The sequence below is a fragment of the Solwaraspora sp. WMMA2056 genome (assembly GCF_030345095.1).
Classification (GTDB): domain Bacteria; phylum Actinomycetota; class Actinomycetes; order Mycobacteriales; family Micromonosporaceae; genus Micromonospora_E.
Map to the genome: position 1 here is coordinate 5,481,889 of NZ_CP128360.1, position 21,976 is coordinate 5,503,864.

At 69.2% G+C, this 21,976-nt stretch carries 24 protein-coding genes; 6 read left to right on the forward strand and 18 right to left on the reverse strand.

All coding sequences use genetic code 11. The features are described from left to right. Window positions 1-12: 12 nt before the first annotated feature. Together O7608_RS24695 and O7608_RS24700 are read right to left on the reverse strand one after the other, a co-directional pair. Complete coding sequence (locus tag O7608_RS24695; protein ID WP_353850462.1) at window positions 13-615, reverse strand: NAD-binding protein; 603 nt, start codon at window positions 613-615, stop codon at window positions 13-15. Next, the gene (locus O7608_RS24700; RefSeq protein ID WP_289211150.1) at window positions 522-1,391 is read right to left on the reverse strand and encodes an amidohydrolase family protein; all 870 of its coding nucleotides are present in this window, start codon (window positions 1,389-1,391) and stop codon (window positions 522-524) included. The genes O7608_RS24695 and O7608_RS24700 overlap by 94 nt, the downstream gene beginning before the upstream one ends. Before the next feature lie 225 nt (window positions 1,392-1,616). Between O7608_RS24700 and O7608_RS24705 the strand changes: the two genes are divergently transcribed. After that, window positions 1,617-2,240 carry a helix-turn-helix domain-containing protein gene (locus O7608_RS24705; protein WP_289206849.1) on the forward strand — a complete coding sequence of 208 codons (624 nt, stop codon included), beginning with the start codon at window positions 1,617-1,619 and terminating at the stop codon, window positions 2,238-2,240. A 21-nt stretch (window positions 2,241-2,261) separates the two neighbouring features. Here the strand turns inward: O7608_RS24705 and O7608_RS24710 are convergent, their stop codons facing one another. The 3 genes from O7608_RS24710 to O7608_RS24720 form a co-directional block, all read right to left on the reverse strand. Then, window positions 2,262-3,542: a glycosyltransferase gene (locus O7608_RS24710; protein ID WP_289206850.1), complete on the reverse strand. Its 1,281-nt coding sequence runs from the start codon at window positions 3,540-3,542 to the stop codon at window positions 2,262-2,264. Continuing rightward, window positions 3,539-4,000 (reverse strand): GbsR/MarR family transcriptional regulator, encoded by a 462-nt coding sequence (locus O7608_RS24715; protein ID WP_289206851.1) that lies wholly within the window; start codon window positions 3,998-4,000, stop codon window positions 3,539-3,541. The genes O7608_RS24710 and O7608_RS24715 overlap by 4 nt, the downstream gene beginning before the upstream one ends. Window positions 4,001-4,125: 125 nt before the next feature. Continuing rightward, window positions 4,126-5,040, reverse strand: a complete 915-nt coding sequence (locus O7608_RS24720; protein WP_289206852.1) for an SDR family NAD(P)-dependent oxidoreductase — start codon at window positions 5,038-5,040, stop codon at window positions 4,126-4,128. An 88-nt stretch (window positions 5,041-5,128) separates the two neighbouring features. On the opposite strand from O7608_RS24720, the gene O7608_RS24725 reads away from it, so the two are divergent. Further along, entirely contained in the window at window positions 5,129-5,704 is a 576-nt protein-coding gene (locus tag O7608_RS24725; RefSeq protein WP_289206853.1) for a TetR/AcrR family transcriptional regulator, read from the forward strand. 10 nt (window positions 5,705-5,714) lie between these two features. Here O7608_RS24725 and O7608_RS24730 read toward each other — a convergent pair whose 3' ends face one another. Beyond that, the gene (locus tag O7608_RS24730) at window positions 5,715-7,190 is read right to left on the reverse strand and encodes an AAA family ATPase (protein WP_289206854.1); all 1,476 of its coding nucleotides are present in this window, start codon (window positions 7,188-7,190) and stop codon (window positions 5,715-5,717) included. A gap of 209 nt (window positions 7,191-7,399) precedes the next feature. Between O7608_RS24730 and O7608_RS24735 the strand changes: the two genes are divergently transcribed. Both O7608_RS24735 and O7608_RS24740 read left to right on the forward strand, forming a co-directional pair. Then, window positions 7,400-7,795 (forward strand): type II toxin-antitoxin system RelE/ParE family toxin, encoded by a 396-nt coding sequence (locus O7608_RS24735; RefSeq protein WP_289206855.1) that lies wholly within the window; start codon window positions 7,400-7,402, stop codon window positions 7,793-7,795. Further along, complete coding sequence (locus O7608_RS24740; protein WP_289206856.1) at window positions 7,792-8,106, forward strand: transcriptional regulator; 315 nt, start codon at window positions 7,792-7,794, stop codon at window positions 8,104-8,106. The genes O7608_RS24735 and O7608_RS24740 overlap by 4 nt, the downstream gene beginning before the upstream one ends. 154 nt (window positions 8,107-8,260) lie before the next feature. On the opposite strand, the gene O7608_RS24745 is transcribed toward O7608_RS24740, so the two are convergent. The 7 genes from O7608_RS24745 to O7608_RS24775 all read right to left on the reverse strand — a co-directional run bounded on the left by O7608_RS24745 (window position 8,261) and on the right by O7608_RS24775 (window position 14,246). Continuing rightward, window positions 8,261-9,436 carry a helix-turn-helix domain-containing protein gene (locus tag O7608_RS24745; RefSeq protein ID WP_289206857.1) on the reverse strand — a complete coding sequence of 392 codons (1,176 nt, stop codon included), beginning with the start codon at window positions 9,434-9,436 and terminating at the stop codon, window positions 8,261-8,263. Next, window positions 9,433-9,717 carry a hypothetical protein gene (locus O7608_RS24750; RefSeq protein WP_289206858.1) on the reverse strand — a complete coding sequence of 95 codons (285 nt, stop codon included), beginning with the start codon at window positions 9,715-9,717 and terminating at the stop codon, window positions 9,433-9,435. Before O7608_RS24750 ends, O7608_RS24745 begins: the two co-directional genes overlap by 4 nt. Next, window positions 9,714-9,887 carry a hypothetical protein gene (locus tag O7608_RS24755; RefSeq protein WP_289206859.1) on the reverse strand — a complete coding sequence of 58 codons (174 nt, stop codon included), beginning with the start codon at window positions 9,885-9,887 and terminating at the stop codon, window positions 9,714-9,716. Before O7608_RS24755 ends, O7608_RS24750 begins: the two co-directional genes overlap by 4 nt. 233 nt (window positions 9,888-10,120) lie before the next feature. Further along, window positions 10,121-11,236, reverse strand: a complete 1,116-nt coding sequence (locus tag O7608_RS24760; protein WP_289206860.1) for a helix-turn-helix domain-containing protein — start codon at window positions 11,234-11,236, stop codon at window positions 10,121-10,123. Window positions 11,237-11,398: 162 nt separating this feature from the next. Beyond that, window positions 11,399-12,790 (reverse strand): restriction system modified-DNA reader domain-containing protein, encoded by a 1,392-nt coding sequence (locus tag O7608_RS24765; protein WP_289206861.1) that lies wholly within the window; start codon window positions 12,788-12,790, stop codon window positions 11,399-11,401. A 17-nt stretch (window positions 12,791-12,807) separates the two neighbouring features. Further along, window positions 12,808-13,269, reverse strand: a complete 462-nt coding sequence (locus O7608_RS24770) for a hypothetical protein (protein WP_289206862.1) — start codon at window positions 13,267-13,269, stop codon at window positions 12,808-12,810. A gap of 35 nt (window positions 13,270-13,304) precedes the next feature. Beyond that, window positions 13,305-14,246: a ParA family protein gene (locus O7608_RS24775; protein ID WP_289206863.1), complete on the reverse strand. Its 942-nt coding sequence runs from the start codon at window positions 14,244-14,246 to the stop codon at window positions 13,305-13,307. A 286-nt stretch (window positions 14,247-14,532) separates the two neighbouring features. On the opposite strand from O7608_RS24775, the gene O7608_RS24780 reads away from it, so the two are divergent. After that, window positions 14,533-15,813, forward strand: coding sequence for a hypothetical protein (locus O7608_RS24780; protein WP_289206864.1), 1,281 nt, complete (start codon window positions 14,533-14,535; stop codon window positions 15,811-15,813). 61 nt (window positions 15,814-15,874) lie between these two features. Here the strand turns inward: O7608_RS24780 and O7608_RS24785 are convergent, their stop codons facing one another. The 5 genes from O7608_RS24785 to O7608_RS24805 form a co-directional block, all read right to left on the reverse strand. Continuing rightward, entirely contained in the window at window positions 15,875-16,576 is a 702-nt protein-coding gene (locus tag O7608_RS24785) for a DUF624 domain-containing protein (protein ID WP_289206865.1), read from the reverse strand. After that, window positions 16,573-17,394, reverse strand: coding sequence for a carbohydrate ABC transporter permease (locus O7608_RS24790; protein ID WP_289206866.1), 822 nt, complete (start codon window positions 17,392-17,394; stop codon window positions 16,573-16,575). The genes O7608_RS24785 and O7608_RS24790 overlap by 4 nt, the downstream gene beginning before the upstream one ends. Then, window positions 17,391-18,338 carry a carbohydrate ABC transporter permease gene (locus O7608_RS24795; protein ID WP_289206867.1) on the reverse strand — a complete coding sequence of 316 codons (948 nt, stop codon included), beginning with the start codon at window positions 18,336-18,338 and terminating at the stop codon, window positions 17,391-17,393. The genes O7608_RS24790 and O7608_RS24795 overlap by 4 nt, the downstream gene beginning before the upstream one ends. Window positions 18,339-18,346: 8 nt before the next feature. After that, the gene (locus O7608_RS24800; protein ID WP_289206868.1) at window positions 18,347-19,609 is read right to left on the reverse strand and encodes an ABC transporter substrate-binding protein; all 1,263 of its coding nucleotides are present in this window, start codon (window positions 19,607-19,609) and stop codon (window positions 18,347-18,349) included. Between the two features lie 78 nt (window positions 19,610-19,687). Then, window positions 19,688-20,701: a hydroxyacid dehydrogenase gene (locus O7608_RS24805; RefSeq protein ID WP_289211016.1), complete on the reverse strand. Its 1,014-nt coding sequence runs from the start codon at window positions 20,699-20,701 to the stop codon at window positions 19,688-19,690. A 167-nt stretch (window positions 20,702-20,868) separates the two neighbouring features. On the opposite strand from O7608_RS24805, the gene O7608_RS24810 reads away from it, so the two are divergent. Next, a complete protein-coding gene (locus tag O7608_RS24810) occupies window positions 20,869-21,966 on the forward strand; it encodes a LacI family DNA-binding transcriptional regulator (RefSeq protein WP_289206869.1) in 1,098 nt (365 codons plus the stop codon). Window positions 21,967-21,976: the final 10 nt, after the last annotated feature.

A 21,976-nucleotide genomic window follows, 5' to 3' on the forward strand; every position in this document is an offset into this window, starting at 1 on the left:
TCTTTCGTGCGGCTAGGGTTCGTCCAGCGACGGCGGCTGACGCTCGGCCAGCGGTTGGTGGTCGGCCAGGCCGGCGGCGGCCTGGATCTCGTAGAGGGCCAGCAGGTCCCGCTCGCCGTGCCCGTGACCGATGGCCTGCTGCACCAACTGGTGCACCATGGACACCACCGGCATCGGCACCTCGTGTTCGCGGGCGGCGGCCAGGCCCAGGTCGAGGTCCTTGCGCAGCAGTACGCCGGTGAAGGTGGGCGTCCAGTCCTGGTCGGCCAGATCGGGGGTACGCTGGCGCACCCATTCGGAGCCGACGACGGCGTTGCCGAGGAAGTCGAGGAACGCCCGGCGGTCGGTGGCTTCGGCGAGGCCCCACAGCCGGTCGAGGTCCACCCCGACGAGCTTGCCGTCGCGCTTGACGAACCGGCCGGCCACCAGCACGTCGCGGACCATTCCGGGGTGCGCGGCGTAGACGATGGAGGCGACCGGGTTGTTCATCGGCATCGTGGCGAGCGTGTCGCCGGCCAGGATCACGATGTCCGCCGCCTTGCCGACCTCCAGCGAGCCGTTGACCGCGCCGAGTCCGTTGGCCCGCGCGCCCTCGATGGTGGCGAAGCGCAGCACGTCGGCGCAGGACAGCCGAGGTCGAGCAGCCGCCCGGTGGCCGGCCAGCCGTGCCCCATCTGCATCTCCACGTCGGGGGCGATCGACGCGGTGCCGCCGGTGTCGGCGGACAGCCGCAGCTCGTCGTCGGCGAGCGTGTTGCAGTGCACGTAGGTGACCTGGTCGCTGAGCAGGCCCTCGCCGTTCATCTGGTGAATCGGCTTGATCTTGCCCCAGTGTCCGTCGCCGACGTGCACCGAGACCCGCAGGTCCAGTTCGCGGGCGAGCTGGAAGTCGCCCTTGGTGACCTCGAGGGTGCTGAACTGCGGTCCGCGCAGCGCCAGCCCCATGGTGACCAGGCCGGTGTTGTCGACGAACCGGCCGGCGCGCAGCCGACGTACATCGGCCTCGGGGTGCGGTACCGGTGAGGGCATCACGCCGCCCCACTGCTGCGCGCCGCCACCGTGGGCGAACACCGCGCGGAGTCCGGCGTAGGTGTCCTCGGGCCGGAAGTAGCGGCTCAGCCCGACGTGCAGGCCGACCAGGTACTGGTCCAGGGTCCAGTCCGAGGCGATGTTGCGGACCACCGCCTGCCAGGTGTGCCGGTGGGTGTCGACCAGACCGGGCATGACGATGCGCCCGGACACGTCCACCCGCTGCGCGTCGCCAGCGGGCAGGTCACGGCCGATGGCCGCGATCACGCCGTTGTCGATCAGTACGTCAGCCGGCCAGAGCACCTCGTCTGGCCCGGCGCAGGTGACAACTATTCCTCCCGCGAGCAGGACGTTGCCTGTCATCGGTGCCGCCCTTCGTCGAAATACGTGAACCTCGTTGAAACCCAGGTGACTCGTGCAGGAAATGTGTCCGACAAGGATGAGACGCACACCACGCCGATATCAAGCCTCAGTCAACATGTCGTTCAACACCACTCATCACCGCGCCGGCATCAGCTAGCCGATCCCGGACGTGATCGGGTAGATTCACAGGGTTCGGCTAATTGGGCTGTTTGGGGTGGCTTGACATTGTCTGAGGCGGAAGACCTGGGTGGGCGGATCCGCGCCGCCCGCCAGGCGCGCGGCATGTCGCTGCGGGCGCTGGCCAAGAAGGTCGGTGTCTCGGCGAGCATGCTCTCACTGGTGGAGACGGGCCGGTCCCGCTCCTCGGTGAGCACGCTGTACGCCATCGTCGAGGCCCTCGACATGTCGATGGTCGACCTGTTCGACACCCCGCCGTCGCCGAACGGCTCGACACCGGTCGCCGCCGTCACCACCATCGAGGCCCGGTTGGACTCCGAGGTGGCGGTCGTACGCCGTGACCAGGGCCGACGGATCGAAATGGACAGCGGTGTCGTCTGGGAGCAGCTCGGCCCGGCGACCGGATCCGGCACCGAGTTCCTGCGGGTCACCTACCCGCCTGGCGCGAAGTCCAGTGTGTCTGGCCGGTTCCAACGGCACACCGGCCACGAGCACGCCTACATCATGGCCGGTGAGCTGACCTGCCAGGTCGGCTTCCAGCAGGTCGTGCTCGGCACCGGGGACAGCATGGTGTTCGACTCGTCCCGCCCGCACCTGCTGGAGAACCGCAGCGACCAGGACGTGCACGCGATCTGGTTCATCGTGCGCCCCAGACCCGACTCCGGACTGTGACCGTCGACAACCTGAGGACGGTCACGCCACGGCGGCTTCGATCCGCGCGACCGCGCTCGCGACGCCGTCCTCGGCCGTGATGCGCCGCCCCAACCCGGCCGCCGCGTCCCGGACGTCGGCGTCGGTGGTGACCTGCCGGATCGCGGCGGCGAGCCGCTGCCCGGTGAGCGTGGCCTGCGGAACCGGGGCGCTGCCCGCACCGAGCGCGGCGACCCGACGACCCCAGAAGAACTGGTCCAGGATGAACGGGCAGATCACCGACGGTCTGCCGGCGCGCAGCGCGGCGGCGGTGGTGCCGGCACCGCCGTGATGCACCACGGCGGACACCCGGGGAAACAACCAGTCGTGCGGCGCCTGGGTGATGGGCAGGACACTGTCCGGCAGGTCCGCCGCGTCCAGCCCGCCCCAGCCGGTGGCGACGACGCCGCGTACGCCGGCCAGGCGCAACGCGTCGCCGACGGCCCGGGTGAGGCGCTGCGGGTCGCGCCCGGCCATGCTGCCGAAGCCGACGTACACGGGCGGGTCGCCGGCGTCGAGGAAGTCGACCAGCTTGGCCGGTGGCTGCCAACCGGTGGCACTCTCGAGGAACCAGTATCCGGTGAGCTGGGCGTGCCCGGGCCAGTCGGCGGGGCGCGGCAGGACGTGGCCGCTGATGGCGTGCAGCACCGGGATCGGCCGCCCGTCGGGCAGCCGGGTGGCCAGGGCCGCGCCGCTGGTCCTGGCGAGCCCCAACGTCTCCTGCCGGAAGGTGTTGACCATGCCGTCGTACATCCGGTAGCCGGCACCGGCGAGACGGTAGGTGAGCCGGTTGTACGGGCGGCCCAGCGGCAGCGCCGGCATGCCGATCATCGGGAAGTCGCCGGTCGCCACGGACATCGGTACGGCCACCGCCTGCACCGCCGGCACGCCGAGTTTCTCGGCGACGTGCGGGCCGGCCAGCGCCTTGGGGTGGTAGACGATCACCTCCGGGTCGGCCTGGCGGGCCGCCTGCCAGACGTCGGCCAGCAGCCCCCGGTTGATCGGGTTCGCCTGCCGGGCCAGCCTGATGTTGGTCCTGATCGAGCCGAGAAGTCCGGTGGTGTCCTCCATCGCGGTGCGGCCCGCCGCCGAGTCGAGCAGTTGCAGGATCTCGTCGCCGAGGTGGCCGTACGTCAGGCCGTGGTCGGTGACGAAGGACCGGAACCTGGCGCAGGTGGCCAAGGTGACGTCGTGGCCGGCCGCCCGCAGCCCGGTGCCGAGCGCCAGGTACGGCTGGACGTCGCCGCGCGATCCGACGGTGACGATCAGGACCCGCACCGTCACACGCTCCTTCCGGTCTGCCGCCGGAACTCCTCCATCAGGGCCGGCACCCGTTCGATCATGAACGTGTAGAAGTCGCGGCTGTGCCGGAGCCGGTCCGCCTCCGGAGCGTCCGCGTCGCCGACGAGATCGATGCCCCGCTGCATCAGATCGGCGAAGGTGCGCATCTTGTCGGTGGGGTCGATCACCCGGGCGAAGGCGTCCGGCTGTATCTCGTACGCGTGGCCCCGGCCGCTGGTCGGCACCCGGCGCACCATGCCGGACTGCTCCAGGGCCCGCATCCCGGCCGAGACGGAGGCCTTGGACAGCCCGACCGCCTGGCACAGTTGCGCGGTGGTCTGGCCCGGCGGGTCACAGATCAGCAGCCAGCCGAGCAGCTTGCCGAACGCAGGGGTGGTGCCCATCGCAGCGAGGGCGACCCCGACCTCTTCGGCGTACCGCCGCCCGGCGTCCGGGTCCACGCGCATCTCCTTCGTCGCCGGGGACGCCCCGCCACGGGACATCATCATCACGAACGTTCAGTACTTCCCGAACGTCAACGGTAACACGGCTGCTGATGGCGCGATCCGCAGCGGTCCTACTCAGCTCAGCGGCGGGCGAGTGCCTGGTCGATCAGTTGCTCGCTGTCGGCCCAGAGCTGCTGGGCCCGGGCGACGTCGTACGACTCGGGTGAGGACGGGGCGATCTTCGGACCCTCCAGGTAGGCACCGGTGGTGCCGTCGAACCGGGCGTCGCTGACCAGGTCGGCCAGGTGCCGGGCGGAGGCCCGGGAGCTGCGCGCGCCGGGCAGTAGCGCGCTGATCAGCGGGGCGGCCGCCCGGTAGCCGGCCCGGGCGAGCGCCGGATAGTCGCGGGAGAGGCTGGTGTCGGGCATCAGCCCCGGGTCGTACGCGTTGACGCTGATCGGCCGCCCGTCCAGTCGGCGGGCGAGCTCGTAGACGAAGTAGATGTTGGCCAGCTTCGAGGTGGAGTAGCGGACCCGGCCCGCCGTCGGGGTGGCGTCGGCGTCGGACGGGTCGGCGAGCTCGCGGGCGCTCGTCCAGCGCGGCTCCGGGAAGCCCATGCTCTTCTCCCGCCAGTGGGTGCCGCTGCTGACGATCGCGATCCGGGCCCCGGCGGCCAACTCGTCGAGCAGTCCGGTGACGAGCAGATGGTGACCGAGGTGGTTGGTGGCGAAGGTGAGCTCGTAGCCGTCGGCGGACCGGCGTACCCCGTCGATGACCTGGATGCCGGCGTTGCCGACGATGGCGTGCAGCGGCGGACGCTGCCCGGACCGGCGCAGTGCCCCGGCCGCGTCGGCGACCGATCGCAGGTCGGCCAGGTCGATCCGGAGCAGTTCGAGGCTCGCCGCAGGGGTCCGGCGACGGATCTGCCGGGCCGCCGCCTGCCCCCGGCTCTCTGACCGGTGGCCGAGCACGACGTGCCAGCCCTGGGCGGCGAGCCGCCCGGCGACGCGCAGTCCGAGGCCGGTGGTGGCCCCGGTGATGACGACGGTTCTCATCAGAGTGAACCCTTCGACAGGTTGACGTTGTCAACCCCGACCCTACGTCGTCCAGGTTGACAGCGTCAACCTGATCTAGGATCGGACGATGAGCACCCGGGACGACCTGGTCGCCGCAGCGACCGCACTACTCGACGAGGGCGGCCCGGAGCGGGTCACCCTGCGGGAGGTCGGGCGTCGGGCCGGCGTGTCGCACAACGCGCCGTACAAGCACTTCACCGACAAGCAGGCCCTGCTGGAGGCCGTCGCCATCCAGGAATTCGACCGGCTCGATGGGGTCATGACGGCGACACCGACGCCACGGTCCGAGGCCGCCGCGCTGCTGCGTCGCGTCATGCTCGACTACGTACGCTGGGCGCAGCAGCACCCGCGACGGTTCGCGCTGGTCTACGGGTGGTCGATGAACGCCTCAGCGGACCTGCATGAGCGGGCCGGCGCCACCTGGCGGCGACTCGTCGAGCTGACCGCCGAGGCCCAGGCCGCCGGGGCGCTGCCCGCCGGCGACCCGGAACGGGCCGCCGCCCTGGTCCGCGCGCTGGCGCACGGCGCCGCCGACCTGTCCATCACCGGTCACCTCGCGGCCGACGGAAAGGGCCGGGCCAGCGCCGAGGACCTGGTCGAGGACCTGCTCCGGGTGCTGCGTCAGGCCGGACAGTCGAGCTGACGTCGTTCGCTCAGGATCGGTCCGCCGCGTACAAGCGGTCCAGGTCGACGAGCTGGACGCCGGGGTCCGTGGCCGCCACGGCTCGGAGGCCGTCGGCGAAGCCGCCGCCGCTGAACAGCAGCAGCCGGCACCGGTCGGCCCGGACCCCCTGGCGGCCACGCAACAGGCTACGGATGTGCGCCAGGCGTTGCAGGTGGCCGGTCCCGACGGTTGCCTGCCATCTGGCCTCGCCGATCGCGAGAAGTTCCTCGCTGCCCTGCTCGTCGCGGCCGAAGACCGCCACGTCCACCTCATGTCGCGTGCGGGCGGCGGGGTCGTTGACCACACCGGCAGCCACCCGGGTCGGAAAACCGCCGAGAGCGTCCGGATCGGCTTCCCAGCGGGTCCATTCGCGGCAGATCGTCTCGAAGCGCGGGCCGACGACCTTGCTCAGGAACGTGCGCTGCTGCCGGGGCCAGACCTGCCGCGACCGGCCGGTACGTTCCAGATCGCCCCAGGCCGGCCGCATCACGGCGTGGTAGAAGACGAGCAGCGGCTCGGCGATCCGGTAGACGCCCCGGTTGCTGGTGAACGCGTCGTCCTCCCGCACGACCAGGCCGACGTCCTCCAGCACACCCAGCGGGTGGGCCAGGTCGGATGGCTGCCGGCCCAGGAAGTTCGCGATCTCACCTCGGCGGGTACGACCGTCCGCGATCGCCGCCAGCACCGAGTGATACAACGCGGGGTCGCGAATGTCGGGCTCCTCCGCCAACAGGTAGCGGGCCTCCCGGAACAGCGGGCGGGCCGGGTTCAACACGGCACGCACCACCCAGTCGTCGAGATCGTCCGGCCCGGCCGGTGAATCGTCCTGCGTGAACTCGTGCCGGTAGGCGGGGGTACCGCCGACGATCGCGTTGACCAGCAGGGCGGTGCGCGGATCGGCGATCCCCCAGAACCGGGCCGCGGCCCGGTAGTCCAGCGTGCGGACCACCAACTCCAGGCCGGCCCGTCCGCGCAGCGGCGCGGTGCCGGACAGCAGGCCGCCCATGAAAGACAGCGCCGAACCGCACAGCAGCAGCCGCACCTGGGTGTTCGACCGCTGTCCTGCCGGGTCGAGAGCCCGCTGGATGATCGAGGGCAGCGCCGGACTGACTCGGGCCAGGAACGGAAACTCGTCGATCACCACCGGAAGTGGCCCGGCAGGGGCGAGTGTCATCGTCCGGGTGACCGCCTCGTCCCAGTTCACAAACCGCAGCGGCGTCGCCTCACCCAGATAGCCGCCGAGCGCATCACCGTACTGGCGCAACGCGTCAGCCTCGGACGACTCCGTGGCGGTGAACATGAACCCGCCAGCCGCCCGTACCAATGCGTCGAGCAGGAACGTCTTGCCCTGACGACGACGGCCGGAGACCACTCCCAGCATCGCCCCACCCTGCGGCAGGCGCGCGAACCTGACCAACTCGTCCCACTCGACGTCACGGTCGAAGATCTCCGCCGGCTTCTCCACCCCACCACCCCGTCACGCTAGTGTAAGCGTAGTTCCTATAACTATACTTACATCTTGCACGCCCCGGTATGACCTACCCCTTGACCCGCCGATAGAAGAGCCGCACAGGTTCCCTGGACTTAAGCATCCGGTCGCCAGCCGGGCGGCGTCGGCAGCGCCCGGTCCGTCCCGCTCCCGCACGGGTGTTTAGTTCGAGCTATAGTTACTGCGTGTCTCCCGAACCGGCCCGGCGATGGGCAATCCGGACAACGGCCGATGTCCGCGACTGGCTGCGCACGCTTCGCCAAGCCGACCCGGAAACATGCCGATCGGTGAACGTTGCGATCGACATGCTGGCCGAGATTGGTCCAGGGCTGGGGCGCCCACTGGTTGACACACTGCAAGGTTCAAGTATCAGCAACCTCAAGGAGTTGCGACCCAGGTCCGGGCGCGACGTCGCAATCCGGGTTCTCTTCGTCTTCGATCCCTGGTCGCAAGCGGTGCTGTTGGTCGCCGGCAACAAGGCCGGCAACTGGTCAAAGTGGTACAAGATGGTGATTCCGGCGGCGGAGGTCGCGTACGAAGGCTGGCTGGCCTTCGAAAGGAAGAGGCGGGAGGGGCAATGACCGAGTTCCACGACTGGGACGACGTCCGCAGCGAACTACACGATGGGGACGACGCCTCGCTGGCGACGGAACGCGCGCGTACCGAGGCATGGATCAGTGCCTTCCACCTCGCCGAGGAACGCCAGCGGCTCGGACTCACCCAACGGCAGGTCGCCGAGTTGATGGGGGTTACCCCGGGCCGGATCAGCCAGATCGAGAACGGCGACCTCGACGTCAACGAGGTCGCCACCCTGAGTCGGTACGCACGAGCATTGGGCGCGCGGATGCGGATCATTTTCGACTACGGCAACGACCTTCGCCAGATCGCCTGACGCCAGCAGACGGCTCCATCGGACCGTGGCCCGCTACGGCCCCGACGCCGCCTTCACCCGCTGACCCGACGCGGTGACGCGGGCCGGCTGACGCCGACGAGGGAACCTGCATTGTCGTAAAACTGGCGGGTTGAGGTTCATACAGGTTCCCTCGTTACGAAACGCTGGTCGTCAGCCCGAGCGCCGTCGCCAGCCGGGCGACGCCGGCGGTGTCCGGCCCGCACCGGGCGATCTCCGCCACGACCGTACGGGCGGAGGGCCGGCAGCGGATCTCAGCCGGTGCGACGCGGTCCGCCTCGACGAGCCACCGTCCCGCCGCCGCGAAGTCACCGACGTCGAGGTACGCCCGTGCGGCGTCCACCAGGTACGCCGCCCGGGGCTCGGCCGGCAGCCCGCGCCATGTCAGCTGCCGGGTGGCCGTCTCGTGTCGGCGTACCGCCTGCCGGGCGTCGCCCGACTCCACGGCCGCCACGACGTGCGCCAGCTCGACGGCCGCCGGGCCGAAGCTCGCCGTACGGTAGTCAAGCCCGTCGCCGATGCGGCCAGCAACGTCAGCGGCCCGGCTGAGCAGCTCGTCGACGCTGCGGGTTTCGCCGCAGCCGGCAGCGGCCAACCCGGCCTGCAGCAGCAACGTCCCGTACACCGGGCCGCACTCGACCGATGTCGTCGCGATGCGGTCGGCGGCGGCGACCGTCGTCGTCATCGCCAACCGATCCTGGCCCAGCCCGCGCAGCGCCTGCCCGAGCGGCACCGCCGCCGACCCGGCCAGCACCGGATCACCGCCGGCCACGGCAAGCGCCCGATCGGCCGCCAACCAGGCCAGCTCGGGTTCGCCGACCTTGACCAGCACGAGCGCGATGATCCGGTACGCGCGCACCAACAACTCCGCCCCAGGCCCAGGGCGGGTGGCGTGCAGCCGCCGGGCGGCGTCCAGCAGCTCCGGTGTCATCCGCAGCAGCCGGGGATAGTCGCCGTGCTGGTACGTCGACCAGGCGTGCTCGACCCGCTGCGTGACCTCGCGTTCCACCGCCGGTCCAATGTCGGCGGCGGTGAACACCTCGTAGCTGGCCAGCGCCGCCCGGACCGCCGCCACCCCGTCGACCGCCCCGCCATGCTCCGATGGCCGGGCCGGGCCGATCAACTCCGCCGGGTCGACCCGCAGCACCTCGGCGACCTGCCGGATCAGCGAGAACCGGTCCAACCGCCGGACACCACGCTCGACCTTCTCCACCCAGCTCTTCGACCGGCCGATCCGGTCGGCGAGCACCTGCTGGGTCATCTGCCGGCGTACCCGCCACAGGGCGACCCGACGCCCCACCGCCACGCTCACGGCCGCCCACCCGCGTCGATCCCGGTACCGTCGATCCAGGTCCAGGAGACGAAGCGTTCGTACAGCTCGGCCGGGTCGGTGATGCCGGCCTCCTCGGCGGCCAGGGTCAGCAGTTCGCCGACGTCGACCGACAACGCGACCGGCTCCCCGACGTACGCCTCCGCCAACTGCGTCCGGCCCGGCGGACACGGCCAGGGCGTCCCGTCCGGACAGACCGCGCAGCACCACGACGGCCGCGCCGGCTCGTGCACCGGCTCCATGCCGGTTGCGGGTGTCCTCATGGCAGGTAGTGCCGGCCGGCGTTACCGCCCCGGCGCTGCGCCCGGTCGGTACGGGTCGCCGGCCGCCGGTCCGACGGCGGCACCGTGCGGTCGGCGTACCGCCGCCGGCCCGGCACCGGATAGACCACGTCCACCGGTACGTCCGCACGCTGAAACCACTTCCCGAGCACGCTGCCCCCTCAACGAGTGTTGGAAGGGCGGCGACCCGAGGTGGCTCTCCACGTCGACCCCGAGCCGCCGCCCGACAGGCGGGCCCGACGCGCGAAAAGGGCGATCACGGGATGCGACGTCGGGCCCAGCTAATGCGAGGCCGCGCCGCCGCCGAACTCACAACCCCGATGTGGGAGGCGACGGCGCAACCTCTGCAAGTAGCCTGCCCGGCACGTTCAGTGAGGTCTACTGCTCAGCCGTTCGCCGGCCGCTTGCGAACAGCTTGACGCAGACGTGCCGACCCAGTGGCATCGGCGACCACAGCGACTTCGTCCAACGCCTGGCTCGCCGCTTTCCGGTCGCCGATCGCCGAATGCACGTCGGCCAACGCGAGTAGGTAGTCACCGGCCCACTCCGCGTGCCGTTGCTCATCTGGGAGGGCAGCAAGACCAGCGGTCAGGTCGGCGATCGCGGCATCGGCGGCATGCCGGTCGACGCCGGAATGGATCGCGTGTACGAGGCCGCGTTCCATTGTCAGGAAGGCAGACGACCGGTAGTAGTGCCACGGCGGCGGGTCGTCGCCGCTGATCTCGAACTCCGCCCCGAGTTCATCAGCTTCTCGGATTGTCTCAGTCGCTGCGCGCCGGCCGTCCACGTGCGCCACGGCCCGAGCGAGCTGAAGTGTGTCGTAGACCCGCTCACCGATATAGACCTCGGTGCCGCCAGCAAGCGCCGCTCGGGACAGTTCAGCAGCCTCCGTCGGACGCCCGCACAGTTCCGCCAGATGTCCCTGGAAGCTGACCACGAGAGCCGTCAGGTCGACGTCCCCCGCAGCCACTGCCGCCGATTCGGCCTGAGCGAGCACTCGACGGGCTTGCGCGTACCGACCCAGTGTCATCTGCAACCATCCGACCAGTTGGGCGGACTGTGCGGCGAGATGCAGCAGCCTGACCCGGCCAACCCCGGTGGCGTTGGAAGCCAACTGCTGGACTGCAGTGAGGTGCGCGGCTGCGGCGTCGACGACCGCAGCCGATCCGACGGCATCTTCGAGATGACGGTGTTGGGCGAGAATCACCGCCAGCGCCTCTGCGGCGGCGGCACTAGTGTCGCCGGCCGCGAGACGAGAACGCTGGTCGTCGTCGAGTTGCCCGGCGTCGTCGACCACGAGTTGCGCCAGCCGGCCGCTCGCGCCGAGAGCGACGTCGAGATGCCTGGCGACCTGGATCGTCGGCGTCTTGCGGCCAGCCTCGAGTTCGCACAGATAGCTCGACGAGTAGGCGACACGTCGTCCGAGCTCCCGATAGGAGAGACCAGCTCGCTGACGCAGTGCACGCAGCGTACTCGGCCAGCGTGGATCAACAATGATCATCGTCGGGGCTCCCTGGCGGGCGGCGTGGAGGGGCGCGGTCGAACCGAGCGCCACCACGTCCGACCGTACTCTCTCTTGGCCCAATCCCCTTGCGACACACGATTCTGTCAGGGGACCACGTCAGCGGAGCGGCATTTGTCCCAGGGCCAGCGGTGACGTCGGTCAGGCCAGCTCACCGTAATGCCGCAGCAGGCTGTTGACCTTGCGCAGCTTGTCGATGGTGTCGGGCGGTGGCGGGTCCGGGTTGAAGTGCATTACGTCGTTGCGGATATGCCGGATCTCGTGCAGTCGGTCGATGAACGTCCGACGGTCGAGCGGCCAACCCAACGTGCTCCAGACGCTCGTGTCGTCCAGGACCCGCAGGTAGTCACCCATGCTGAGGTCGTCGAAGGAGTTGACCGAACGGTTACACAGCTTGCCCACCTGATCGAGGTCGACCCGACGGGTGATGATCCGACGCAGGCTCCGGTCCAACTCGCCGATCTGAAAAAAGGGCATTGCCATCTCGCCGTACGCCTGCACCACGTCAGCGGTCGTGACGATGCCGGCAACCACGTTGTCCTCGGCGCGGACGAACACGTAGCCGCTACGCCGCAGATCGGGCAGCACGTCGATCAACTCGCGGTCGTAGCGTACGGCGACGGCCTCGGGATCGATCGCGTCGGTCAGCTTCGCGTTCGGGTCGGCATGACGGGCGTGGGCGATGGACTGCCAGGTTACTGCGCCCCGAAGGTTGCGTGGTCCGTTGAGCACGGCCAATTGCGAGTAGCCGTTGAGGAGCATCTTGGTGATGGCCTCGTCGAAGGTGGCGTTGGGCGCGACGTGCTTCAGCCCACCCAATGCGGACGGCAGGTTGCCGACGGTCAGCCCGATCGGGTCGTCGTCCAGGTCGTCCCCGGGCCCTGCCGCCGTTACGGGACCTGCTTCCGTAGCCGGTGAGTCGTCTGTGTCGCCGGGTGCCACCACCAGTCGTACGGTCGAGTCCAGTGTCACCTTGCGGAAGCTCGGCGAGGTCACCAGCCCATGGTTGGCCAGGTCGTCCTCGATCCGGCCGATCTGGTCACCACGATCCTTGGCGCCCCACAATGACAGCAGTTCACGAACCGAGAACTGCTCCGGCTGGTTCTCCTCCGCCCGCTGGCGTGCTTCCCGGAGACGTTGGTGCACCCGCCGGTCGAATCCCTCGACACCTGGTTCATCAGGCGAACCCGCCGCAGCGCGGTCGAGCAGTTCCTGGCGCAATGCGTCCAGCGGGCGCCCGTTCTCCTCGACTGTCCAGGCCAGCCAGCCGTCCACCGCCCGCATCCCGGCGGCGGCCATCGCTGCTCCCGACGGTGAGGAGAACTCCTGGCCGTCGGGAAGCCGGATGCGGCTGTTGTCGACTATCTCGGCGTGGTAGGTCTCACCGACCCGCCGACGGACGAACCGTAGCCGCGCACCTGGCCGGAGCAGACCGGCGCGCAGCAGGTCACTCACCCGAACCCGACGACCGCCCAGCAGATAGGTCGTTCGCTGGGTCGGGCCGACGCGGGGTTCCCACTGGCTGTCGCTCATTCCGTTCATCCGCCCCGTCAGCCTCGCCGCAGGTTGGCATGTTTGCCACGACCGGCGACGAGGAGGTTGAGGATCCGCTTGGCGACCTCGTCCATCCTGCCGCTCGACGGGACGTTGAGCGTCTTGGCGATCTCCTGCAACCGAGTCTTCTTGAGCTTGAGTGCCGCGAGCCGTTCGGTGGCCTCGTCGATCGTCTGGCAGGCGCGAAGCTGCGTCACCACCGCACCGGCGTCGAACAGTTCGTCCGGCAGCGTCTGCTTGCGACTGCCCGGCGGCCGCCGGGTGACCTGCGCGGGCGCGGGCTCAGCCGCCGGTACGGCGACAGGCTCGACCGATGGCGCGGCGACGGGTACGGCAGGTGGCGGTTCGGCGGTCGTCGGCGCCGCGTCGCTGACAAGGTCCAGCAGCGCCAGGCGGGCACGCCCTTCTACCAGGGCGAGGAGCCGGTCGCTCGGCAAATCGGCGAGGAACGTCGCCATGCTCGCCTGTGCTCGCAGCAGCAGCTCGATGTCCCTCACCGTGCCGCCCCCGTTCCGACAGAGTCGAGGATCTCCGTGGTCAGCTTGCGGAACTCGACGACCACATCGTCGGTGACCGGCGCACGCAGCACGGCCGGTACGCCACCTTCCCCTGCGTCGCCGAAGTATCGAGGGCTGTCCCGAATCATGCCGTTTAGCGGCAGGATGTCGCTGTTGAGTCGAACATCTTCCATGTAGTACCGCTGGGCACCGATTGGCTTCTTGGCGTGGAACTTCACCATTGTGAAGACCACCCCGAGATACCTGGTCCGGATAGCCCTGTCACTGTCATTCTTTGCGGCGCCGTGATTGACATAATCGTTGTACTCTGCGACCAGCTCGTCACAGTTACTGGCCAGATACTGGATGCCGAGCGTGGACAGGTAGTCGGGCCTGGCCGGCACCAGGACATGGTCGCTGGCGACAATCGCAGTCTTGGTGACCAGGCCGAAGTTCGGCGCGCAGTCGATGAGGACGAGATCGTACCGCTCGAACTCCTCGTGCCGGAGCGCACGCGCAAGACATCCGTGCAGGTCGAGGAACTTACGCTTGGACTCACCGAGGGTGGTACCGGCGCCGAGGCGCGCAGCGAGTCGCAGGTCGATGTCAATGAGCTTCAGGTGCGAGGAGATCAGGTCGAGTCGACCCCCTGACTCCTCCAGTTCCGCGTTGACCCGAGGCGGCGTAACGATGAGATCCTGCAGTTCGACCTCACGGCCCGGCATCTCCCCCTCGTACCACCGCATGATCGTCGCGTCCTTGCTGAGCTCCTCCCGCCACTGGTCGACGCTGTAGAAAGAAAAGGTAAGGTTCGCTTGCGGATCAAGGTCGATCAGTAGCACCTTGTGCCCACGACTCGCAACATCGGCACCCAGATTTGCCGTTAGTGTCGTCTTGCCGACACCACCTTTGTAGTTCATGATCGCGATGACCTGCACGGAGTGCTCCCGTCGATCGACAAGCAGATCCGGCGACAATACCAGGAGTGCCGTCATTAACAAATGCCCGTGAGCTTCACGTAAATTGCCAACTAGTTGTCACATCGACGCTGGCGAGAGGGTTCACGACCCCGTCAATCAACCGCCAGGACAGCGACTGAGCAGGACTTTAGAACACACGTTTGAGGACCGGGTCCGGCCGGGCAACTCTTCGCCGGAAAGATCTCCTCGCGGAGCTCAAGGGCCGACGATCCGGTCCGCACGCTTTCCATGCAGGCCACGTTCGATGATCCACAGTGGGACGACATTGAGTGTTGATGTGATCACTATACGCACATATGGTGGATGTGCTCGCCGAATCCCTTGTCGATGGAGACGATCAATGCGAGGTCACCGAAGCGCCGCACCACGCACGTTCGGATCGGGCCGGCTGACCGCTGTCCTGACGATCACCGCACTGCTCGCCGCAGCGCCAGCACCGGCGGCGGCCCACCCACAGGTTGCGGAGGACATCGGGCCCACTGCGGTCAGGGCAATGGACATCCCAGGTGGTTTCGCCAGTTGGGCCGAGCTGTTCACCATGCAGGACAGGCTCAACGTCGCAGCGGACGCTCTGCAGGCCCTGCGAGACACAGAAGGCACCGGCTACGCCGGCGTCACCGCCGACCCGGCCGACCGCGCGGTCCACCTCTACTGGAAGGGGTCGGTGCCTTCAGCGGTGCACAGCCTCGCACGGGATCAACTGGTGCCGGTCCAGATCCGGCCGGCGCGCCATACCGAGGCGGAGCTGTCCGCCCTGGCCCGGGAAGCGGTCACCGAGGGCCGGCTCACGTCGGCCGCACCGCGAGCAGATGGCAGCGGCATCGTCGGCGACAGCCGACAGGTGGTGACGGCCGGTGTGGCGGCAGCCGGCGACGAACCCTCGAACAGCATTGCGACAATGCCGCCGTTCGGCGGCGGTTTCCAGTTCCGGAACGTCGACGCGCAACGGAGCTGCACTCTCGGCTTCACCGTCAACTACGGAAGCAACAAGCACATCGTCAGTTCCGGCCAGTGCGGTGATGACGGAGATCAGACGACGGTGAGCTACATGTCCCACGGGAACATCTTCGGCACCAACAAGGCCAAGGACCTCCTGCTCGTCGAATCGTGGCGGCCCCAGAACCTCATGTACTGGCCTCGCGGCACGGCTGGCCGTCGGGTCCACGATGCATACGGCAGTCACGTCGGCAACTACGTCTGCACCATGCGTGAGTACGACGAGTTCTGCGACATGCAGGTGCAGGCGACCGGCGAGTACGTCGACATCGGCTATCTGATCGGGCCGCTGGTCCGAGCGGAGAAGTCCGACGGCGGGTGTGTGTTCACCACGGACCGGCTCGGCGGCCCTGTCTACACCGTGCGGGAGGACGGCTACTCCGTCAATGCGCGCGGCACACTGAGCGCCGGGGTGCTCGACACCGTCTGCCCCATCTACCAGGGCACCGTTGCTGGCTCCAGCGTCATCTGGTACGTCGACATCATGGACAGCCTCGCCGAGTACGGGGCCACCATCGCCACGTCCTGATCATCCGCCGAGGGCGGCGTCACCACTTTGCACAGCGGTGACGCCGTTCTCATCACTAGGGCTACTGCAGGGCATCGGACAGTGCGGCGCGGCTGTTGACCCAGACGACCAGCAGCGCGCAGCCGGGCAGTGTTGACAGTGCCAGCAGCGGCGCCTGGTTGACCGACAGCAGGGCGGCCAGCAGCACGACCAGGCTGAGCAGGCTCAACGGTGTCCGCCGTACCGCCGACCAGATCGCGGTCCGGACGGCCGCGCGCACGCCCAGGCCCGGGGCCAGCTCGACCAGGGCCAGCAGCAGGACCGTCGCGGCCAGAACCACGACGGCGGTGACGACCAGCAGCGGTACGAGCACCGCCGCAGCACCGGCGTCGTGCAGCCAGACGATGTCGGTCACCAGGACCGCCACCAGCGCCGTCGCCACCGACCAGCGCCGCGTCGCTGCGGCGAAGTTCCGCCGGTACGCGCGGAAGTACTCACGTACCGGTGCCCGGTCGTCGTCCTCGGCCTGCCGCAGGTAGCCGAACGCGGCGGCGACCGCCGGCCCGACGCCGACAGTCAGCAGCCCGAAGAAGACCGGGTAGCGCCACGGTTGGGCGACGACGGCGAGCGCGACCAGCAGCGGCAGGTTGGTGATGGCCAGCCCGAGGTTGACCACCAGCACCCGGTGCACCAGCGACCAGATGACCGACCAGGTGTCCGCGCCGACGTTGACCCGCGCGGCCAGCGACGGCCGCAGCGGTTGGCGCACCCCGGCCGCGCTCACTTCAACCCACTCGTGGCGATGCCCTGCACAAAGTAGCGCTGCCCGAGCAGGAAGACGACCAGGATCGGCAGGATCGACAGCACCGAGCCGGTCATGATCATGGCGTACTCGGCTTCGTAGAGGCCGATGAAGGTCCGTAGCCCGATCTGTACGGTCCAGAGGTCGTTGCTGGTCAGGTAGATGAACGGTCCCATGTAGTCGTTCCAGGTGTTGACGAAGGTGAGCAGCGCCAGGCTGGCCAGCGCTGGCTTGGACAACGGCAGCACGATCCGCGCCCAGATGCCGTACTCGCTGAGCCCGTCGATGCGGGCGGCCTCGGTCAGCTCGTCGGGGATGGTCAGGTAGTACTGGCGCATCAGGAACACGCCGAATGCGCCGAACGCCTGCAGCAGGATCAGCGACAGGTGGGTGTTCACCAGGCCGAGCCGTTCCATGATGATGTACTGCGGCACCATGTACGCCTGCCACGGCACGGCGATCGTGGCGATGTAGGCGAGGAACAGCACGTCGCGGCCCGGGAAACTGATCTTCGCGAAGCCGTACGCGGCGAAGCTGCCGGTCAGCACCTGCAGGAACGTGATGGTGACGCTGAGGAACATCGAGTTGTACAGGTAGGTGCCGAGCGGGATCCGGTCCCAGATGCGCAGGTAGTTGTCGAAGTGGAACTCCTGCGGGATCCACTGGATCGGCACCGTCAGCACCTGCGAGTCCAGTTTGACCGAGGAGACCAGCATCCAGGCGAACGGCACCAGGACGGCCAGGCCGAGGACGGTGAGCAGGATCTGCCCGACGGCCCGCCGCAGCAGCGTGAGGCTCATTGTTCACCCCTTCGCTGCAGCCGGAACTGGACCACGGTGATCACCAGGACGATGACGAACAGCACCATGGCGATCGCCGACGAGTAGCCGAACCGGCCCTGGGTGATGCCCTCGCGGAAGATCAACTGGGACAGCACCAGGGTGGCGCGGCCCGGACCGCCCTCGGTCATCACCTGGATCAGGTCGAACACCTTGAAGCTGGAGATGGTCAACATGATCAGGACGAAGAAGGTGGTGGGCCGCAGCGACGGCACGGTGATGTGCCGGAACCGCTGCCAGGCCGAGGCCCCGTCGGTGCGGGCCGCCTCGTACAGCTCGGGCGGGATGGTCTGCAGCCCGGCCAGGTAGAGCACCATGTAGTAGCCCATGTCCCGCCAGACGCTGGTGATGATGACCGCCGGCATCGCCCAGGTCGTCGAGGTGGTCCAGCCGGGTGGGTTGTCGATGCCGATCGCCCGCAGCAGCTGGTTGACCGGCCCGGCGTCGGGGTTGAACAGCATGTTCCACACCACGGCCACCGCGACCAGGGCGGTGATGTAGGGGAAGAACAACGCGGTACGGAAGAACCGGACGCCGCGCATCGCCCGGTTGAGCAGTACGGCGAAGCCGAGCGCGGCGACCAGGGTCAACGGGATGTGCCCGACCGCGTAGTAGGTGGTGTTGTACAGCGCGGTCCAGAACGTCTCGCTGCCCACCATGCGGCGGAAGTTGTCCAGCCCGACCCATTCGGGGCTGCTGTAGGAGTTCCACTCCATGAAGGCCAGCGCCAGGGCGGCGACCACCGGCACCAGGGTGAGCGCGGCGAATCCGATGAAGTTCGGCAGGATGAAGCTCCAGCCGGCCAGGGTGTTGCGTCGGCGCAGCCGACGGGCCGCCCCGGTGCCCGGCGGCGAACCGCCGGGCACCGGGGTGCGTACGGTGTCGATCGGAGTGTGGATCGCCATGGTGGGGGTCAGTCGACCTCGGAGGTGACCCGCTTGCCCATCTCGGCGAGTCCGGCGTCGAGCTCCCGCTCCCCGATCATGATCAGCTCGTGTTCCTCGGTGAGGATGACGTCCACGTCGGAGGACTTCTCGCTGACCGGCATCTCCAGCATCACCTCGTCGGGCTGGAACGCCGCCTGGGCGACCTCGTCGTTGGTCATGCCCTCGACGCCGAAGTAGGTCTCGGTGATCGACTCGTCGGAGTACGCCGGGTAGACGCCGATGCTGGCGATCGCGGCCGCGCCCTCGGGGCCGGCGGCCCAGGCCACGAAGGTCCGGGCGGCGTCGGCGTTGCGGGCCTTGTTGTTGACCGCGAACGCGGTCGGCGAGCCGAAGGTGGTGACCGGACCGCCCTCGGTGACCTGCGGCAGCGGGGCGATGCCCCAGTCGACGTCGATGCTGCCGGCCTTCTTCTCCTCGATCAGCCGGGCGGCGTACCAGGTGCCCATCGGCAGCATCGCGGCCTGGCCGGTGGAGAACATCGTGTGGTACTGGACCTTCTGCGTCGACGCGGTCGCCCAGGGCATCGTGGCACCGGCGGCCTGCAGGTCGAGCACCATCTGGTAGCGGTCCTTGAGGAACCCGTACTCGCCGCCGATCAGGTCACCGCCGCTCTGCGCCGCCGCCGTCGAGTGGATGATGGAGCGCCAGGTGTGGTGGTAGGTGCCGTACACGGTGTCCTGGCCGCTGCCGCTGGTCAGCTGCTTGGCCAGGTCGGCGTACTCGGTCCAGGTGAGGTTGGTCAGGTCGGCGCCGGTGTCGGCCAGCATGGCCTTGTTGTAGTACAGGACCCAGAAGTCCTGCCGGTACGGCAGCGCGAAGTAGTCCCCGTCGATGTCGAACGGCTGCAGGCCGAGGTACTTGCTCTCGTCGAGGGCGGCGGCCTCGTCGGCCACCGACGCCAACTGGCCGCGCAGCGCGTACCGGGAGTAGTCGGTGACGTTCTTCATGGTGAGTACGTCGGTTTGGTCACCGCCGGCGAGCATGGTGGTGACCTTCTCGGCGTAGTCGTCGGCGAGGATGTCCACCGGCTGCACGTCGATGTCCGGATGCGCGGCTTCGAACCCGTCGATCAGCGCGGCGAACTCGGGGGTGCTGTCGTAGTTCCACAGCGCGACGGTGAGGATCTGCCGGCCGTCGCTGCCGACGGCCGGTTCGTCGCCGCCGCCGCAGCCGGCGGTGGCCAGAAGCAGGGCGGCGGCGGCTGCCGCTGCGGTGATGCGTCGGTTCATGTGGTGACTCCTTAACTTGCGGGGGGGGGTGCGGGGTGCGGGGGTGAGTCGGGTGGACGGGACGGGTGCGGGTGGCGGTCAGGCGTGCAGCGTGAACGCCTCGGCGGTGACCTCGGCGTGCAGCGGTTGGGCGGTGGTCCACCGGGCGAGTTCGTCGAGGGTGTGGTCGGTGAGACGGCGGATCTCCGTACCGAGCGATCCGGCCAGGTGCGGGCTGACCATGACGTTCGGGGCCGCCCGCAGGGCGGCGTCGGCGGGCAGCGGCTCGGGGTCGGTGACGTCGAGGATCGCGTACAGCCGGCCGGATCGGCATTCGGCGGCGAGCGCCGCCGGGTCGACCAGGCTCCCCCGGGCCGTGTTGATCACCGTGGCGTGGTCGGGCAGCAGCGCGAGTTCGGCCGCGCCGATCATGCGGTACGTGCTGGGCAGCTCCGGCGCGTGCAGGGTGAGGATCTCGCTGTGCGGCAGCATCTCGGGCAGGTCGACCAGGGTCGCGCCGGCGGCGGCGACCTCGGCCGGGTCGGCGTACGGGTCGGCGACCAGGCAGCGGGCGGTGTCGAGGCAGCCGATCAGGTCCACCACCCGCCGGCCGATCCGGGAGAAACCGACCACTCCGATGGTGCGGCGGTAGTTGGACAGGTCGCCGTGGCCGTGGTGGTGGCTCCAGCCGCGGTACGCCCGGTCGGGGTCGGCCGCGATGAACGGCACCTTCTTGCCGGCGAAGATGATCGCCGCGAGGGTGTACTCGGCCACCGGGACGGCGTTGGCGTCGGCTGCGGTGCTGACCCGGATGCCCCGGTGCCACACCTCGTCGCTGACCAGTGACCGGACGCTGCCGGCGGCGTGGAAGACCGCCCGCAGCGCCGGCGCGGCGGCGAGTCGGTCGGAGGTCAACCGGGGTGCCCCCCACGAGGTCAGCAGGACCTCGACGGTCGCCAGCCGGGCTCGCGCCGACGGCGAGTCGAGTTCGTCGACCCAGACCGGCTCGGCGAGGTCGACGAGCTGGCCGAGCCGCTGCAGGCGGGGCCCGTCGAAGTGGGCCCGGTAGGAGTCCCGGTCCATCACGACGAGGGCCTGCGGCGAGGGCTGCACCGGCAACGTTTCTCCTCGATGACGAATCTCCGGCCGACGGTTGTCGTCGTGAGAACCACTTGGATTCGCCGATGTGACATGGTTAACCTTCGCCGAACAGGGTCGCTAGCAGTCGTTCCTACTTGTTCAGAAACGATCGCAAACGAACATCGACGGGAGGCGGTACGGTGCCGGCGGACCGGATGTTCAACCTGCAGCGACGCGAACGGCTGCTGGAGGAGTTGCGCCGCCACGGCGCGGTACGGGTCAAGGACCTGGCACCGCTGCTGGGCGTGAGCGAACTGACCGTACGGCGGGACATCGCCGCCCTGGCCGAGAGCCACCTGCTGACCAAGGTGCACGGCGGCGCGACCCTGCCCACCCAGTTGGGGCCCGCGCCACGACGCCCCCGGGTGGCACCGACCCGGTTCACCATCGGCATGGTCGTGCCGTCGCTGGACTACTACTGGCCGCAGATCGTCACCGGTGCCCGCAGCGCGGCCGCCTCCCTCGGCGTCCACATCCAGCTGCGCGGATCCAGCTACGACCTGGCCGAGGACCGCCGGCAGATCAGCCGGTTGATCGACGCACAGCAGGTGCAGGGGCTGCTGCTGGCGCCGAGCCTCGACGGCGACGGCGCCGCCGAGATGATCCGCTGGATCGGCGACCTGCCGGTGCCGACCATCCTGGTCGAACGGCAGACTCCCCGCTGGACACCGACCCGCCAGCAGCTCGAATGGGTCCGCAGCGACCACGCCCTCGGGCTGGAGATCGCCGTCCGTCACCTGCACGCCCACGGCCACCGCCGGATCGGGCTGGTGCTGTCCAAGGGCAGCCCCACCTCCGCACACCTCGCCCAGGGCTGGGAGCTGGCCTGCGCCGACCTCGGCCTCCCCGCCGACCTGGTGATCCGGGAGGCGGTGGCGTTGGACGCCCCCGGCCACCGCACGATCATCGGCGACGTACTGCGGCGCTGCCGACGCGAAGGGGTGAGCGCGCTGATCGTGCACGGCGACCCGGATGCCATGTCGGTGGCCCAGTACTGCGCCGAGCAGGGGCTGGCCATCCCCGACCAGCTTGCCCTGGTGTCGTACGACGACGAGGTGGCGCACCTGGCCGAGCCGGCGCTGACCGCCGTACGGCCGCCGAAGCACCAGGTGGGCCGGGTCGCCGTCGAGTTGATGGTCGCCCGGCTGGTGGAGGGCCGCCGCCGGCCGGCACAACGGGTGCTGATCACCCCCGACCTGGTGATCCGTGACTCGTCCACGCCCCGGCCGGCCCGCTGACCCCGCGCCG